The 511-nt window shown below is 76.5% G+C and carries 1 protein-coding gene; it reads right to left on the bottom strand.

The window, feature by feature from the left end; all coding sequences use genetic code 11:
- The coding region (locus tag GH736_RS24270; protein ID WP_203230958.1) for a PucR family transcriptional regulator at positions 1 to 511 on the bottom strand (511 nt) is incomplete at both ends.

Below are 511 nucleotides of genomic sequence, written 5' to 3'. Positions count from 1 at the left end.
GCGTGGAAGCCCGAGAGGTCGCGCCCCAGCAGCCGCTCGGCGAGGGCGACCCGGCTGCGCACGGTGTGCCGGTGCACCCCCAGCGCCTGCGCGGTGGCGTCGAACTGGCCGCCGTGCTCGAGCCAGGCGCGCATCGTGGCGACGAGGGCCGTGCCGTTCGCCTCATCGTGCGCCGTGAGCGGGGCGAGCGTGGCGAATGCGACCGCCCGCGCGTCGGTGCGGGCGAGGAACGCGAGCACGCCCTGGCGGCTGATCTCGTCGAACGCCACGACGCCCGAGCCGGTCTCGCGGGCGCGCTCGAGCGCTCGCAGCGCCTGCTCGTGCGCCATGGCCGTCCCGTCGGCGGCGACCGCGTCGGAGACGCCGACCGGCAGGCCGAACTCGGCCGCGAGCTCGTCGGCGAGGCCGGCGTCGGCGTCCTCGAGCACGAGCACCACGGTGTCCTCGTCGCGACCGAAGAAGAGCCGCCCGCCGCGCTCCTCGACGCGCAGCTCGAGCAGGTCGGTGAGGC

This window comes from Agromyces humi (assembly GCF_009720255.1).
Classification (GTDB): domain Bacteria; phylum Actinomycetota; class Actinomycetes; order Actinomycetales; family Microbacteriaceae; genus Agromyces; species Agromyces humi.
This window is presented reverse-complemented; position numbering and strand designations above follow the sequence as displayed.